We start from the raw sequence: 14,919 nt of genomic DNA on the forward strand, positions 1-14,919 counted from the left end.
TCACTTATCCAATACTAGCTCAATAACCAACGACTACTGGTTGTTCGTCACAGAAAGTTTGTAGCCCAAATGTTGAACATTCACATCAGCGTAGCCTAGAGCAACGGCCTCGAATTGGTGACTCAGCTCTTTTGCATGCTGCGCATCCTTAGCAATAAAAGAAACCGAATACACAGGTCGAACAACATTGTTCTCCAGTTCTTGTGTATCGAGATAAGAAGACGTGACAAGTCCTGCTTGGTTAAGGCTGATCACTCGTTGTAAATCAATACTAAGCACACGGTCGATCTCAAGGGCTTCAATCCCCTGCTTCCATGTTATTGTAACGCCGTAGTTATTGTAATCTGGCGTATTGTCTAACCATTTAGAGCCCAGCGGAATAACTTTGGCGATGTTAACCAAGTCCTTCTTATAAAGAGGTAAATGAGCCAGTTTATCTTGCACTTGCTGTGGGTCATTCGCTTCAATAACAAAACGCAGTAGTTGCACTGAACGGCCATCAATCTCACTATGTGATACATACATATCCTTTATTTCGCCTTGCTCAATTAGCTTACTGAATTGAGCTTTTTGCTCCGGCATGTTGTCGAGTACTTCTTCTAGGTTGTTTGTATTCCACTTAAGTTCAACGGCATAGTCTGCTGCGCTCGTGAAAGTAGAAAAAATCATTGAAGCGGCAAGTATCATAAGCGTATTCGTTTTCATAATTTGCTCCTTTTCGGCTAAATAGTTTTAACTGGTTAAATGGGGTTAGTTAGTTAATTGAACGGACTGAATGTTATTACCAACGTGAGCGATATGAACGATGGCAACTTTTGCAAGTCGCCTGCGCTGCTTCTAATCCTGATCCCGCCAGTGATGCATCACCTTGTTGACTACCTTGGTAGAGTTCCTGAAAACCCTGATCCATTTGCGCAAGGAGACGATTGAATTTTTCAGGCTCGCTCCACACACTCTCTTTTGCTTTACTTCCTTCTTGGCTGCCCGCCGGAAATGACGTCAGTAACAATTCGCTATGAGCTGCTAGCTCTAAACTCGTTTCTTCTAATACCTGCCAACTCGTATCGTTGCCATCTAACGAGTCTTTGGCTTGCTCAATCAAGGTTTCAACTTGTGTAAATGCGTATTGGCGCTGTTCAATTTGGTTCGAATGATCTTGTGAGGCCAAAGCGTGGGTACTAAGTAAAACGGTTGTAGTACACAGTAGGCTCACCAATCTTTTGTGCATCATTCTCTTGTTCATATTGCTATCTCCGCTTCGTATAGCTTTTGTTGCTGGTTTCGATACAGACATCGATGATTCGTTTCGATGTTCCGTTGTGCTCCGATGGATTTAATTTACACAGCAATAGTTGCAATTGCAACTATTGCTGTGTAAATTACTGTAAAGCAAGCAGAGATTAAACAAACAAAAGAGAGAGTGAAACTATGAAAATTTGGGATCTATCAACTCGCCTATACCATTGGACGCAAGCGGCTCTTTTCATGGGGTTAATGGCATCAGGTATTTCAGGTAATGGACCCCACGTTCAACTGGGGCTCGCGCTTATGACATTAATCGTTTGGCGATTGGTCTGGGGCTGGGTGGGTAGCGATACGAGTCGATTCAGACAATTTGTACGTTCACCTAAATCAGTGGTTCGTTATTTATTAGGAAAAGAAAAAGAAAAGCCAGGCCATAATCCTGCTGGCGGTTGGATGGTAGTTATACTGTTATCAGCTTTAACTATTCAATGTATTTCTGGTTTAGCTTTAGCAGGGCTTCTTGATCACTTACCCTATGCGAATATCTGGCTAAATGACTCCGTATTTTCGTTGTTAGAAAACATTCATCTCACTATGGTCAAAGTACTTCCAACTCTGGTTGCGGTACACGTCCTTGCTGTTTTGTTCTACAAATTACGTTTAAAACCATTAACTTGGGCAATGGTCACTGGCTTCCAAACAAAAATCGAACTTAATGGCAGTGTCGCGTTTGTTTCTCAATGGCGTGCGTTAGGCGTACTAGCTGTAGCGGCAATGCTCACCGTTATGCTGGCAGTGTTGGCGTAAATTAAATAGGTTTGATGAGTATAAAATCGGATGTACAAAAAGGGATAAGCCGACGACTTCTAAAAATCGTCTCACGAATAGAGCGTAACTAACCAAAATCTAACGTCAGCAAAAGTCACGTTACCACTAAAGGTGGTCATGAATACGTTGAATCGTGCGTCAAATAAACTCGAGATGTCGTTGATGTCACATGTCGTTACACAGCATGACGTCTTAAGGCTTTACATCTTGAGCGAGGTAAACAACAATCCCTGAGAATAAATCCATAACATAATGTATTTAGAAATTATGAGTAGCACAGAAAACAAAAAATCGAGCCCTCTTTTCGAAGTCGTATTTAACGTCTTTCTTCCTTCATTCATCTTAATGAAGTTCAGTGGAGAGGAGCACCTAGGAACTGGCTTAGCATTACTTGTCGCGCTTGCCTTCCCTATTGCTTACGGTGGTATGGAGTTAGTCCGCAACAAGAAGTTTAACTTCATCGCGGCACTTGGCTTTGTCAGCGTACTATTAACCGGCGGTATTGGCTTCTTCGAACTCGACACTCGTTGGTTAGCATTAAAAGAAGCATTAATACCCGGCCTAATTGGTTTAGCGGTTCTTGGCTCAACCTTCACTCGCTACCCGTTTATCCAAAAAGTTATCTTCACGCCTGCACTGTTAAACATATCTCTAATCGAAGAGCGTTTAAGACAGTTTGGTAACCAAGCAGAGTTTAATCGTTGCCTAATGAAGTCAAACTACCTTTTCGCTAGTACCTTCGCGTTTTCTTCTGCGATGAACTACTTTCTAGCGACTTGGATTGTGACTAGCCCGGCTGGTACTGCAGCTTTTAATGAAGAATTGGGTAAGTTGACACTTTACAGCTACCCGGCCATCGCTATCCCAAGTATGTTGATGATGTTAGGTATCTTCTACTACATTTGGCGCCAAGTTCGCTCGATGACTTCGCTAGAAACGGAACAGATCTTTATTACTAAATAATTTTCGTTGCGCTAGCTCCGAGTACAAAACCACTTCAAATACTCGATTGCTTTAAAAAACAGATTGCTTCAAAAAAGCATGAGCCCAGCACACACGCTGGGCTTTTTTGTCTGTTCTGCATACCGCCAAATATCAACTTTCAATTGATATCATGAATTAATTTAAACAAAACGATGTTCATTTTCATGACTCACTGTCCATAACTGGCCGAAAACAGGTAATACACAATGATTTGCATTGAATGAGGCATGATATGTTTTTATAATCAACTCCGTTTGTTACTTTACAAAGTTCAACCCTAGCAATGACATAACTTCAGTTCATATTGGTCATATTTAACCACTAGTTTGCAAAAACTAAACACCAGACGAACTCGACAAGGAATTTAAAACATGAACAAATCTCAATTAGTTGAACACATCGCAACTTCTGCTGACATCTCAAAAGAGCAAGCAGGCACAGCACTCAATGCGCTCGTTGAAGGCATCTCGACTACGCTTGCTAATGGCGACGATGTATCTATCCTTGGATTTGGTAGCTTTAAAGTGAATAGCCGCGCTGCTCGCACTGGTCGCAATCCAAGAACTGGAGAAGAAATTCAAATCTCAGCGTCAAAAACACCAGCATTTAAAGCAGGCAAAGCACTAAAAGAGACATGCAACCTGTAAGATAGAAAATACAAGGAAGGTTACCGATGACAACTAAGGAAAAAACAAAGACGAGCCGCAGTAAAAAAGCCAGCAAGTCAACCAAAGCACAAGCTGAAGGGCCTAAGGCTCGTCAACGCATTGAAGAGCTTCTCGAAGAGCGTGAACTAGCCAAACTGTTAGAGCTGTAGTTTGTATTAGAACTATAGTATGTGTTAGAGCTGTAATTAAAGATTTACATGATGGTTTGTTGTCATTCAAATGCCACTGCAGATTTGCGGTGGCATTTTTAGTTTAAGAGACAAATCGCTATAGCAAATGCCAAGCTTGAGTTCAAAATCGAATTGAATCTAAAATCGAGCTACTCCTTTTCTTAACTCATTCAAGCTAAGTACACTTCGCTCATACTGCTTTTTACTGTCTTCCATTAAACCGTGAGACGCTTCGGCTTTACTGTGGATGGAAATAATATTCTGGTTAATCTCTTCTGAGACATTAACTTGCTCTTCAATAGCAACGGCTATTTGGTTGTTCCTGTCAACCACTCCCTGTACCTTTTCACTCAATAAAGTGAGGCTCTCTAAAGTCGATTGAATCGTCATTTGAGTGCGTTTCGCCTTTTCAGTTCCGTTATTAACGGCAGTTACTGACTGACTGCTTCCCGTGCATAACTTTTCAATAACCGCTTGGATCTCTGTTGTTGCTTCTTGTGTTTTTTGAGCAAGTACTCGTACTTCATCCGCCACTACAGAGAACCCTCTTCCAGAATCGCCCGCTCGTGCGGCTTCTATCGCAGCATTGAGTGCTAACAGATTGGTTTGGTCGGCAATCGCATTAATCATCTCAATGACTGAGCTTATTTGCTGTGTCTCTCTCTCCACAGAAAGCGATATTGTCGATATGTTATCTAATTCATTAGTGAGATCGCCAAAATTTTCTTCGACTTGGTTTAGCTCGTTCTGACAAGATAAGAGTTCTTGTTGGGTACTGAAAGTCGAATCTAGAGTTGCTTGCGCATTTTGAGAGATTTCACCTGAAGCCGCCTGCATTTCGTTTATAGCAGTCGCTGCCATATCAATTTCTGTTTTCTGATCTTCGAGGTTTTCAGACACCGTTGCGTTTGATTCTGCGGTCTGATTCGCCTGCATTAGAGTCATTTCACATGAATCACTCACAGAGATTCGTATTCTGCCTAATAACGCTTTTGCGTATTGCTTCCGCACCTTCATTCCCAAAGCAATTTCAGAGAGGTCATCCACCTTGCCAAAATAAATGTGCTCCATGAGAGGGTTATTGAATTCCTCTTTCGCTATTTTACAAAGACTCTCCAAACGACGCGTCAAAATATAGATTGATGCTCCCCCGCCGATAAAGAGTAATAAGAAACTTTGTGGTACCGTTACTAACTGATTAAGGTAAAGTGCATAAACGAGCCCGATTAATAATATTGAAATCAAGGTTTGACGTTGCCAAAGCCTTGTTTTAGGTAACATAAGCTTGAATGGTGTTTTACCTTTATTTAAAATCCCATATGCTTTCTCTGCTCGTTCTACATATTCTCTTTTTGGTTTAAATCGAACAGACTGATATTCAACAATCTCGTTATCTTCTTTTAACGGAGAAGCAAATGCATCAACCCAATAATAGCCCCCCCCTTTCCGTTGGTTTTTAACCATACCCATCCAGTTACTTCCTAACTGAATATGCCCCCATAGGTCTTTAAATGCGGCTTTAGGCATATCTCTATGACGAACTACATTGTGATATTCACCTATTAGCTCTCCTTCTTTGTAGCCTGCTACTTCGTTAAAGTGTGGGCTTGCATACTTGATCTTGCTTGAAGGGTCTGTCACTGAAATTAAATTGTACGACTCTGGGTAATCATACTCTTGCTCTACCATAAAATGCTTCCCTGTTTAAACTAGATAACAATCAACTTGTTGTGCGGCCATCCATATCACACTGTGCTGAAAGTAAAGGCACTTGCTGCTCACTTCATTGAGTCAACAGCTATTAGCTATTGACTCAACGAAATTTTTACTCAAGCAGGACGAACACTACTAACATCAATGCTACCAATTTCATACCAACATCAGATAAGACTAGCTTATAAAAAGTAAAGCGGGAGCGTTAAACATCTCCCCCCTGCAAGAGTGAAGCGTATTTACCTACACACGACCCTGTTAACAAACTTTATCACCAAGAAAACAGCGTCTATATGTAATTAAACTCTAATATAGCTATAAAATAAATTTTTTATTTTAACCTTGATATCTCGACAAACTTGATATTATTTACCTGTTGCCCTGAACTCGATTCTTGTAAGATTAATGAAATCAGCCGTAAAATAGTATTAATTTAGGCTCTCATTATGAAATGAGACTATTAAAATTTTATCAAAATATATTAAAGGAAACTTATGAATGTATTAGACAAGGATTGCTTATTACAATTAGTCATTGATAACTTTCATGAAGATGTCGCAAAGTCTGTTGATTTCAACACTGGTGAAGTTGGTATAATGTATACCACCCTTGAGTATAACCTTGCTTTCTGCATGGATTTATCTGTTGTGTGAAAAATATATTCGACGAGATAAATGCTGAACTCATGAGCAATGTCATCTTTGAAGTTGATAATTTCAAATAAGTTGTAAACTTCAAAGATAATAACTTTTTCGTCATTCAAGCCTCACTTTCAATACGCTGGTAATGCAAGAGACACTGACATAAATATATTTTAAACCCATTTCCACTCATATCCGCTTCGCCTTATAACTGTATCCGGCAGAACAAACCTCTTCCAAAAACGAAACTTTAGCTTACTGGCTTTAAGCTGATATCGCGTTGACGACCAAGCTTGAGAAGCGCATGATTTTATTTCGAGCAGAATAGTTTTGGCCGTGTAGCCTACCCCATCACTGTTTCTGTGCAACGTACCCTATTGAAAGGCAGGTCACATGAATAAAATTGTTATGTTAGTAATGGGGCTGCTTTTTACCAGTCGATTGTTCGCTAGTATTGTGCCGCATGTTAGTCAACTTGAGCATGATGCACCTATTCTACTTCGCTCAGCGTTGATCGTAGGTGTTTCGGCTTATGCCACCTGGACTGCATTCAAATACTTCAAAAAGAACAAAGCTTCTAGTTCAGATCAAATCTAGGCGGGGCTGACATGAATTGACTCTTTGCCGACGAACATAACTTCCCGCACTGCGTAATTTGGCTTTCGAGGAAATAAAGATTACGTCTGCTCTTCACCCACTGAGCGCGAATTCCGAGTTCCTGACCAATGGCTATTGGATGGTGAAAGCGAGAAGTTAAGCTCACCGTCATCGCATTGATATTGTTATGGAACAAGCAATACAACATCGCGCTGTCGTGTAACGCGGTAACAATGCCCCCCTGCATAATACCGTCGTAGCCCTCAGCTTTATCTGTTGGTACAATCTTGGCGAAAGCTTCATACTTAGCTAAATTTTCATGCTTTATTGGCGTTTCATGGTTAACAGGCATTCCATGCTTAGCTAGCGTTTCGTACTGAGCTAGCGTTTCATGTTTAGCCAAAGTCTCACCTTCGCCAATAGCTTCAAAAAAAATGGGACTGTCTGTGAAAAAACCTTGGCTGCACACTTGGCAGCGCCGATGGTTGTGAGGAATGAAAACCTTCATACTTACCCTTATTCCTGTGTACCCTTAGATTCCTAGAGATTGATATGGCTCGACCAAAAAAACATCGTCAATTATGTACCCGTGCGGCTTACTCATGTTTTAAGCCTAATGGCGTTCCTATAGGCGAGCTTCATAAAGAAGAACTGCTACTAGAAGAGTTGGAAGCCTTACGCTTAGCTGATCAAGAAGGATTGAGCCAGCTTGAAGCCGCCGAGCAGATGCAGGTGTCTCGCCAAACGTTCGGCAACATCATTAAGCGAGCACGTACCAAAGTAGCCAAGTGCATCGTCAACGGCCATGCGTTGGTGATTCAAGGCAGTTAATTCACGTGTTAGCCAGAAGGTATTTAACTCAGCGAGCGAGAACTCTTGATACTTAACTTGATACTTAGCTTGATGGCTCAGTAATCTGATACAACTTACGGCTTTGCCCTTCACACACATCCTTGCAATTGCATTCGCGATCAATGTCTAACTGTGCGAGTCCTCCACAACTACCTTTGATTGGCTTGCGCGAAAAAATCACGCCTATCGCCATCAGTGTAACGACTCCGACAAACCCCAATAGCGTCAACAAGAAGGTCATTTTCGGAACCCTCGAATAGCGCCTAGCTGATTAGGCTGTGCCATTAAAATCGAAGCTTGTTTTTTGTGCCCTTTCTCGCCGCACGTTTTATTGCTAAACCCGCTATTTCGCGACTCTCGACCATAATCGAGGTCGGTTACTTCTTGTAGATTGTTGAAATCCAGAGTGGTAACTTCGGCTTTTCCTTTAGATGTAAAAACGCGAACATCATGATTGAACAAGTGCGACAGCATCTTCTTACCAATGTTACGAACCACAACAGCTTTCACATCATAAGATTTAACGACGGACATCCATTGCTTCTTCTTATTGCACGGGCTGTCTGACTCAACCAACGAAATAAGATGCTTTATTTGTTGTTTCTCATCGACAATCGCGATCTGTGGAGAACGGGCAAAATGGTTGCCGACATGAAGGTCGCGACAAGGTATTGCGTATAACATGGTAACTTCCTGTTATTGATGATCAGAAGTTCAGCATACGCCCCATTATTAGCATATGCCAACAACTATCGTGTGAAAAATAAGATTCACAGAATGGATACTTAAATTAAGAAGTAAATGCTCATAAACATCATTTAATACCAGTTTCAATAATAACTGACTCTGGTATGAGTAAACCATTTCAGTATTATTGATTTACAAAAGAGGATTGAAACCGCTAAGACAAACCCGCGCGAAACGATATAATGCGCCTCAACGAAGAACTACAAAGTAGCCACACATGTCTAAAGATCCCGGTTTCACCACAGAATACACCCTCGACAAGACGTTTTTCGCAGAGTGTTATGATCAAACTAGCCTTCCGACGCAATTTCCAAAAGCGTATTTAAAGGCATTTTTGTTTCTTATTTTTGGTTGGGTTCTATTGGAATTTCAACTGTTACCTAGCGGCTACGTAGGCTGGTTCTTTATTGTTTTGAGTGTGATTGAAGCGTTCAGTGTCTACTGCAAAAGAACCTGGTGGTTATGGCGACAAAGAATCAGCTCAGGCGCGGGCAGTAAAGTGGTCTTTCAAGGTGACGTTAACGGTGTGAGCTATAAAAACCGTAAAACCACTAATACCATCGCTTGGAGTGATATCACCCAACTACAACAAACCGATTTAGGCTTTATCCTGCATATTGGTAAACAGCGCCAATATGTCAGTAAATCTTGTCTAACCGATGAAGCCATCGTATTCATGGTCGAACAACACGAAGCTTCTAAAACACCCCAAGATTCCTAATCTTTCTATGCTTTCTATGCTTTCTATGCTTTCTAAGCAAACTAGCATCAATTAATGCCTGCCAACTTGGTGGGCATTTTTACGCCACCCTAAGTGTTATGAGTGGACTACAACAATGAACACCGTATACCAAATAAGTGATTGTCACCTTTCCTTAATAACTCAGCTTACTGAGTAAGTTGTTCAAACTTCGGCAAGCTCTTCACAAACCTCTGATGCACATCCATGTAGGTTTGCATATAAATTTCATCGATACTGTCACCACTGGGGAAACTGGATGAGAAGTCGAGATGTTTACGGTCAATCGACAATTTGGCGGCTTCGACAATATGAGCAATGAACATTCGAGGATCTTCCAAACCGATAGAGATACGCATGGTGGTCGGTTTGATGCCTGCTTCATTGAGCGCTTCATCACTAAGTTCTGAGTGCGTAGTCAGTGCCGGACACAGTGCCACCGTATTGGTTTGCCCTAAACTCACTTGCATGCCGATAGCGGGCTCAAGCATGTCGAAGAACTGTTTAAAGCCATCACGATTGATTGGCGCACGATTGCCGTTGCCTTCCATATCGATAGTAAACAGCGCTGCGGGTAACCCTAAGTACATGTTGTTCTGGCAGTGCTCATAGTTGTCACTGTCTGGCAGAGCGGGACACGACACATTGATGTCAGGGTGAGCGTCGAAGATCTTCGCGAGCGTCAGAGTGTTGATGGTTTTTTGCACCACACGCATCTCATAGGTTTTCATGCCATTGAGCACTTCAAACGCTTTGTCTGCATCTAAGAATGCGCCTTTGATGTAATACACATTCCAAAACAACGTTTCGTTCCATGGGATTGTGGCCTCATCACCGTTGGGCTTAGTGAAAGCCACCTCCTCCCCTTTTGGAACAAACATGGTCTCGTTACGCCCAATCACAACCCCAGCTGTTGTGGTGCCTGAACCCGCCAGCTCTTTGGTGTAGGAGTGAATCACATAATCTGGCCTTTCCATCACATCATCACGTTTCAGTACTGGATGTAATAAAGGCGTGCCCACTGTCGAGTCAACAATCACATCCCAACCACGAGAGTGACCAGCTTTACTGATGTTGGCCACATCTAACACGTAGCCATGTGGGTTACACGGTGACTCTAGGTAAACGTAGATTTTCTTACCTGCGGCGAGGCGATCCGCGTATTTATCCGCAACCTCATCAAGACGAATCGTAAACTCGTCACCGGAGTAACCATCGACCCACTCTACTGCGACATTCAGATTAGAAGGCTTTCCAAACCAATCTTCCAACAACTGGTAAGAACCGCCGTAGATGTTGCGTGAGGCCAAGACAATATCTTCATGCCCAAGTAAATGACTCAACAACCCATCAATGGCTGCCATCCCAGAATTAAAGTTCCACGCGAGGTACTCGTTGGCTCTAGAGCCGGCCTCAATATCAACCATGTGGTTAGCCAGTGAAATCGATGTTGGGTTAAGCAGTCTAGAGTAAATATCGTGCAGCGGCTCTTTACCGTTAAATGCATCTTCAATCCATTCTGTACAGGCAAACAAATAGGTCGCGGTACGTGTAATAACAGGACTTGCAGAGAAAATTGCAGCAACATTATCAAAGATAGGATACGCGCCTTTAGAGGCAAAATTACCATTATTGGTGGCAATGGATTGGTAAGTGGCACGCATCGGGTTTTGTAGGTTATCGAGGATCTTCGCGATCTGGAATGACAAAAAGCGTTTGGCGTTAAACCAAGCTATTCGGTCACTCTTGTCGAGCTCTGAAAGTCCATCAACGGTCAATGCCCAAAGGTCGTGTGTCTTGGTATTGGCTTGGTACAGCGTGGTCGCCAGCTCAATCAGCGTGATGCCGTAATCACTGTTTGGGTCGATACCAAAATGCTTTGCTTGCTCAATGGCAAGGGCTTCTGCTTGTTCGTGTTTGGTTGTTTTACGCAGCGGGCTAAGTTGAGTTGAAGTATTCATAATTCCTAAGTCATTCCATGCTTGTTGTTCCTCCTTTAATTTTAGTTTTACGCGGATGTTAAAAATTGCTATTTGCGAAGTAAGACATACACTTTGAGCAATAATATTGCCAAATTAAAATCAATATTGATGGAATATGCCAATGGACGAGATCGATAAGAAAATACTGGCTGAACTGCAAAGCAACGCTCGACTGACTAATCAAGAGTTGGCCGACCGAGTAGCGCTGTCGCCCTCTCCTTGCTTGCGCCGAGTTCGGTCATTAGAGAAACAAGGGATCATTCGCGGCTATCACGCCAACGTCGACCAAGAAGCATGTGGCCTACCCGTTAATGTGTTTGTGTTGGTGAAACTGGAAAAACCGACAGAAGAGAACATGCGAGACTTTGAGCAACACATTGAAGTGATTGATGAAGTGTTGGAGTGCTTTTTGATGACAGGCAATCACGACTACTTACTCCATGTGGTAAGCGAGTCACTCAAAAGCTACGAGCAGTTTATCCGCAAACAATTAACTCGCCTGCCCAATATTGCCTCTATCGAATCCAGTTTCGCCTTCGGTCAGGTAAAAACAAAGACCAAGCTGCCAGTGAGGTGAATTGGTTGCTCTAGCATTGGGATATGCCCTAGGTCTCATTGTAGTAAACCCGCAGGCCTACATCCTAAAAACCCCTTTATTTTCAAGGCTATCTTGTTATATTCATGTGAAACATCACTAATATAAGAAATGGCTTAAATGATAAAACAAAGTTGTACTTTTTTAACGTCACTGTCGCTGCTGCTATCAGCTAACACTTTTGCATACGATCTTGAGATAGAAGCTTTTGAAGGCGAAGAACTCGCACTTTTAAAGAACGCAGAAACGTCTAGCGATAACGAATTGCTAATGCAGGCTGCTAACCTTTTAATTGAAGATTCAATGTATAAAGAGAACTTACAACGCGGATATCAGTACATGAATCAAGTAGCGGAATCTGGCGAGGTAAAAGCGATGATTACCTTGGCAGATAATTATTACTACGAGGAGCAATACGAAAAAGCACTGGCTTGGTACCATAAAGCTGAAACCAGCAAAGACCCTTATGTGCTCTACTCATTAGGCGTGATGTATTTTGATGGTGAAGGTACACCTGTCGACCTAAAGAAAGGCAACGACTATTACCTAGCTTCTGCAAAAGCGGGTTATTCTGACGCTATGTATCAACTCGCATTTTCATACGATGAAGGTCAAGGCGTCACTCAAGATTTCACCAAATCTGCGTATTGGTTTGAGCAATCGGCTAACTTAGGCGATGCAAGTGCTATGTACAATTTGGGTATTTCTTACCTAAATGGGCAAGGCGTTGAAAAGAGTTGCTCTAAAGCGATGCAATTATTTAGCAACGCCATTGAAGAAGATGAACATACACTTTCTTATGTGAAGATGGGTGATATTTACTCTTCTACTCGATACAAAAAACCGTGTGGTTTCAAAACTACAGACGCAAAAAAAGCATTAGAGTATTACACTCACGCCGCAATGCAGGGCAACGATTATGGTCAATATTCCGTTGGTTACGCCTACCGTAATGGTCACGGTACATGGAGCGATTTTGTTAAAGCGCTAGCATGGTTTGAAGTCGCACAGGAATACGGTAACTCGGATGCAGAGAAAGAGATAATCGACGTTAAACAGTACATGTCGAAAGAAAACATTGCCGCAGCTGCGCAGCTTAAAGACTCTTTAATCGAAGATATCTGGTAACAATAATTTATTACAGATTAGATTATTGTTATTACTCGAAAATCAAAAGGCCTCGCACACGCGAGGCCTTAGTTTTATCTACAGAGCCGCTTATTCGCAACCAATTAATCAATTAATCAATTAATCAATTAACTGCTCTAAACCCACTGAATTATGTTCAGTCCATTCGGGTAATGAAGGTTTGTTCGTCATCCACGAAGGCCACATAGTCGCCGTGATAAATAAACACTCGACCTCGCCCTTCTACGATACACGCAAGCTGTGGGTTCAAATCTTCATCAAGATTTTCACTTTGATACGTGCCGGTATCGGTGATCACACCGCGGAGTTTAGGTAAAAATCCATAGCTGCGCTTGGCTTGATCAATCAGGCTCAATTCACTGGCGGTCGAGAAGTAAGATGGGATTGGGCCTGCATCTTCGATAAACATAGTTTTCAGTTCTTCAAAAGCTGTAATCACCAGCCAGTCGATGCCGTTAACGTGATGGATAAACATAGTTTATAAATACCTAGATTCTCGATAATTCTGATGCGGGGATTCTATCACTATCAGACGCGATTTGCGGCAGAACCATATTTTCTTTTATCCTCCTGCCTCTAAGAGGATACATAGCTGATCTTCCTCGCGAGTTGGACGTATGGATCCTTAAAAGGAAGGAAAACTATGGCCAACGTCTACGTCAGCATGGGCAGCAACATTAACCGCGAACATCACGTCACAGAATCTCTCAAAGCATTGAATGACCACTTTGCACCGCTGCACATTTCTAAATTCTACGATTGCGAGCCTGTCGGTTTTAAAGGAGACAACGTCCTAAAGTTCTCTTGATAGCACCCTATCAGCCAAGATACGGCCTGCTCTTCTATGCTGGTAAGCACGATGACATATTTTGTTGCCATAAGCTCATGGAGTTCAAAATCTTTTAGTTCAGTTTCCATAAATACTCTCATTCAGCAGCAAATACATTAAAGTCGGTTACCCAGTTTAGCCAGGGCCAAATGGTACCCTCTATCTATCATCTCTTGTGAACGATCAAACTCTAAAGTGCCACAGGCATTACGTGGGATCTCAAGCGTAATATCAGCGGGGTAAGCGGCCAATTTTTGGCGAGCAATGGTAGATTGCATCGCATCAAACGCTTGGTTGGCAATGTCGTAGGCAGCAAAATTGAAGCTCATTTTACTTTTTACACTGCTACCGAGATTATCGATAAAGTGAACAACCTTCTCATGCAGATTGCTCTCTTTTGTTGGTGGGGAAACCGGTGTCACTTCCTGCTGAAGCGTTTCAGGTTCGCCGCCTAAGTTCACGGCCAGTGTAAACTCTGTCTTATCACCAAAGGTAGGCGCAATAGGTACAGGATTGAGTACACCGCCATCAATCAGCACTTCGCCGTTAATGACATGAGGTGTGAAGAACAATGGCAAAGAGATAGAAGCGCGAATGGCATCAAACAGAGAGCCTGATTGCAGCCAAACCTCTTTTTCATCAGCGACATTGGCGGCAACTGCGGTATAAGGGATAGGCAGATCTTCAATTGAAATCTCGCCGATCAATCCACGCAGTGTGTCGATGATCTTGTCCCCTTTGAAGATACCACTCGATTGCCATGAAAAGTCCAACATCATCGCCATATCCGATTGGTCGATACTGGTGACCCACTCTTCAAATTCATCCAACTTACCCGCAGCGTAGACACCACCGATAAGTGCACCAATTGAACAGCCAGAGATAGATTTTATCTGATAGCCATGCTCAATGAGCCAACGGATTATTCCAACGTGAACCAAGCCTCTTGCGCCACCACTACCCAGTACCAACGAGATCGTTTTTGCCATCGTACTCATCCTTTAATTCATTAGCGTTTTAGTTCTTTAGTTCTTTCATCAAAATAATACCACTTCGTGTAACCGTAAGCTGTGTAAAGCTTTGAAAACGTTCCCGCCTGCGTGCCTAAATGTGTCGCGGATTGAGGTCGTGCAGCTTAAGTTGATTGCTGAAACTCATAGACTTTAGACTACCGCGCTAA

At 42.4% G+C, this 14,919-nt stretch carries 18 protein-coding genes and 1 pseudogene; 10 read left to right on the forward strand and 9 right to left on the reverse strand.

Features of this window, described 5'->3' with window-relative positions; translation table 11 throughout:
- Positions 1–33: 33 nt before the first annotated feature.
- Together Q5H80_RS07845 and Q5H80_RS07850 are read right to left on the reverse strand one after the other, a co-directional pair.
- Positions 34–705, reverse strand: coding sequence for a hypothetical protein (locus Q5H80_RS07845; RefSeq protein WP_304564140.1), 672 nt, complete (start codon positions 703–705; stop codon positions 34–36).
- Between the two features lie 76 nt (positions 706–781).
- A complete protein-coding gene (locus Q5H80_RS07850) occupies positions 782–1,294 on the reverse strand; it encodes a cytochrome c (protein ID WP_304564141.1) in 513 nt (170 codons plus the stop codon).
- Between the two features lie 134 nt (positions 1,295–1,428).
- Between Q5H80_RS07850 and Q5H80_RS07855 the strand changes: the two genes are divergently transcribed.
- The 4 genes from Q5H80_RS07855 to Q5H80_RS07870 all read left to right on the forward strand — a co-directional run bounded on the left by Q5H80_RS07855 (position 1,429) and on the right by Q5H80_RS07870 (position 3,874).
- A complete protein-coding gene (locus tag Q5H80_RS07855; protein ID WP_304564142.1) occupies positions 1,429–2,052 on the forward strand; it encodes a cytochrome b/b6 domain-containing protein in 624 nt (207 codons plus the stop codon).
- A 288-nt stretch (positions 2,053–2,340) separates the two neighbouring features.
- On the forward strand, positions 2,341–3,036 hold the full coding sequence (locus Q5H80_RS07860; RefSeq protein WP_017102710.1) for a VC0807 family protein: 696 nt from the start codon (positions 2,341–2,343) through the stop codon (positions 3,034–3,036).
- Between the two features lie 392 nt (positions 3,037–3,428).
- Positions 3,429–3,704 carry an HU family DNA-binding protein gene (locus tag Q5H80_RS07865; RefSeq protein ID WP_009846966.1) on the forward strand — a complete coding sequence of 92 codons (276 nt, stop codon included), beginning with the start codon at positions 3,429–3,431 and terminating at the stop codon, positions 3,702–3,704.
- Positions 3,705–3,730: 26 nt separating this feature from the next.
- Positions 3,731–3,874: a hypothetical protein gene (locus Q5H80_RS07870; protein ID WP_304564144.1), complete on the forward strand. Its 144-nt coding sequence runs from the start codon at positions 3,731–3,733 to the stop codon at positions 3,872–3,874.
- 159 nt (positions 3,875–4,033) lie between these two features.
- Here the strand turns inward: Q5H80_RS07870 and Q5H80_RS07875 are convergent, their stop codons facing one another.
- Entirely contained in the window at positions 4,034–5,584 is a 1,551-nt protein-coding gene (locus tag Q5H80_RS07875; protein WP_304564146.1) for a PAS domain-containing methyl-accepting chemotaxis protein, read from the reverse strand.
- A gap of 1,058 nt (positions 5,585–6,642) precedes the next feature.
- Between Q5H80_RS07875 and Q5H80_RS07880 the strand changes: the two genes are divergently transcribed.
- On the forward strand, positions 6,643–6,846 hold the full coding sequence (locus tag Q5H80_RS07880) for a hypothetical protein (protein WP_304564147.1): 204 nt from the start codon (positions 6,643–6,645) through the stop codon (positions 6,844–6,846).
- Here Q5H80_RS07880 and Q5H80_RS07885 read toward each other — a convergent pair.
- Positions 6,827–7,354 (reverse strand): PaaI family thioesterase, encoded by a 528-nt coding sequence (locus Q5H80_RS07885; protein WP_304564148.1) that lies wholly within the window; start codon positions 7,352–7,354, stop codon positions 6,827–6,829. The genes Q5H80_RS07880 and Q5H80_RS07885 overlap by 20 nt on opposite strands.
- Positions 7,355–7,398: 44 nt before the next feature.
- Here Q5H80_RS07885 and Q5H80_RS07890 point away from each other — a divergent pair, with 44 nt between their 5' ends.
- Positions 7,399–7,677 (forward strand): DUF134 domain-containing protein, encoded by a 279-nt coding sequence (locus tag Q5H80_RS07890; RefSeq protein WP_304564149.1) that lies wholly within the window; start codon positions 7,399–7,401, stop codon positions 7,675–7,677.
- Between the two features lie 64 nt (positions 7,678–7,741).
- Here the strand turns inward: Q5H80_RS07890 and nqrM are convergent, their stop codons facing one another.
- Together nqrM and Q5H80_RS07900 are read right to left on the reverse strand one after the other, a co-directional pair.
- On the reverse strand, positions 7,742–7,939 hold the full coding sequence (nqrM, locus tag Q5H80_RS07895; protein WP_304564150.1) for a (Na+)-NQR maturation NqrM: 198 nt from the start codon (positions 7,937–7,939) through the stop codon (positions 7,742–7,744).
- On the reverse strand, positions 7,936–8,382 hold the full coding sequence (locus Q5H80_RS07900) for a NifB/NifX family molybdenum-iron cluster-binding protein (RefSeq protein WP_304564151.1): 447 nt from the start codon (positions 8,380–8,382) through the stop codon (positions 7,936–7,938). Before Q5H80_RS07900 ends, nqrM begins: the two co-directional genes overlap by 4 nt.
- A 280-nt stretch (positions 8,383–8,662) precedes the next feature.
- Between Q5H80_RS07900 and Q5H80_RS07905 the strand changes: the two genes are divergently transcribed.
- Entirely contained in the window at positions 8,663–9,166 is a 504-nt protein-coding gene (locus Q5H80_RS07905) for a YcxB family protein (protein ID WP_304564152.1), read from the forward strand.
- 167 nt (positions 9,167–9,333) lie between these two features.
- On the opposite strand, the gene Q5H80_RS07910 is transcribed toward Q5H80_RS07905, so the two are convergent.
- Positions 9,334–11,145 carry a PLP-dependent transferase gene (locus Q5H80_RS07910; protein WP_304564153.1) on the reverse strand — a complete coding sequence of 604 codons (1,812 nt, stop codon included), beginning with the start codon at positions 11,143–11,145 and terminating at the stop codon, positions 9,334–9,336.
- Between the two features lie 142 nt (positions 11,146–11,287).
- Between Q5H80_RS07910 and Q5H80_RS07915 the strand changes: the two genes are divergently transcribed.
- A complete protein-coding gene (locus tag Q5H80_RS07915; RefSeq protein ID WP_017109732.1) occupies positions 11,288–11,743 on the forward strand; it encodes an Lrp/AsnC family transcriptional regulator in 456 nt (151 codons plus the stop codon).
- Between the two features lie 138 nt (positions 11,744–11,881).
- Positions 11,882–12,889 carry a tetratricopeptide repeat protein gene (locus tag Q5H80_RS07920; protein WP_304564155.1) on the forward strand — a complete coding sequence of 336 codons (1,008 nt, stop codon included), beginning with the start codon at positions 11,882–11,884 and terminating at the stop codon, positions 12,887–12,889.
- A gap of 157 nt (positions 12,890–13,046) precedes the next feature.
- Here the strand turns inward: Q5H80_RS07920 and Q5H80_RS07925 are convergent, their stop codons facing one another.
- Positions 13,047–13,385, reverse strand: a complete 339-nt coding sequence (locus Q5H80_RS07925; protein WP_009846986.1) for a hypothetical protein — start codon at positions 13,383–13,385, stop codon at positions 13,047–13,049.
- Positions 13,386–13,553: 168 nt separating this feature from the next.
- Between Q5H80_RS07925 and Q5H80_RS07930 the strand changes: the two are divergent.
- A pseudogene (locus tag Q5H80_RS07930) lies at positions 13,554–13,706 on the forward strand (2-amino-4-hydroxy-6-hydroxymethyldihydropteridine diphosphokinase); the annotation flags it as partial.
- Between the two features lie 149 nt (positions 13,707–13,855).
- Here the strand turns inward: Q5H80_RS07930 and Q5H80_RS07935 are convergent.
- Positions 13,856–14,728, reverse strand: a complete 873-nt coding sequence (locus Q5H80_RS07935; RefSeq protein WP_304564156.1) for a patatin-like phospholipase family protein — start codon at positions 14,726–14,728, stop codon at positions 13,856–13,858.
- Between the last annotated feature and the right edge of the window lie 191 nt (positions 14,729–14,919).

This window comes from Vibrio sp. SNU_ST1 (genome assembly GCF_030563405.1).
GTDB lineage: Bacteria > Pseudomonadota > Gammaproteobacteria > Enterobacterales > Vibrionaceae > Vibrio.